At 41.8% G+C, this 294-nt stretch carries 1 protein-coding gene; it reads left to right on the forward strand.

The window, feature by feature from the left end; genetic code table 11:
- Positions 1–197 (forward strand): phosphosulfolactate synthase (locus ACNKXV_RS14305; protein ID WP_417908382.1); only part of this gene is annotated, 197 nt, incomplete at its 5' end.
- Between the last annotated feature and the right edge of the window lie 97 nt (positions 198–294).

Raw genomic sequence — 294 nt, forward strand, 5'->3', positions numbered from 1 at the left:
TCCTAACTCAGGTTCCTGAGGAACGCATCATTTGGGAAGCCCCACAAAAATCTCAGCAGGTATGGTTTATCAAACTTCTGGGAGCCAATGTAAATCTTGGAAATATCAGCCCATCCGAAGTGATCCCTTTGGAAACTATCCGATTGGGACTTCGTGGTGATACTTTCGATCATTTTCTGGGTGAAATCAAACTTTAATAACTTCAACAATCCTATAAAGGCTGGTCGGTAATCGGTCAGCCTTTCTTTTTCCCATGAATTCAATCAAAAAATACGGCCTCACCTATCTTAAGGG

The organism is Christiangramia aquimixticola (genome assembly GCF_048285835.1).
In the GTDB taxonomy this organism is placed as follows: Bacteria; Bacteroidota; Bacteroidia; order Flavobacteriales; family Flavobacteriaceae; genus Christiangramia; species Christiangramia aquimixticola.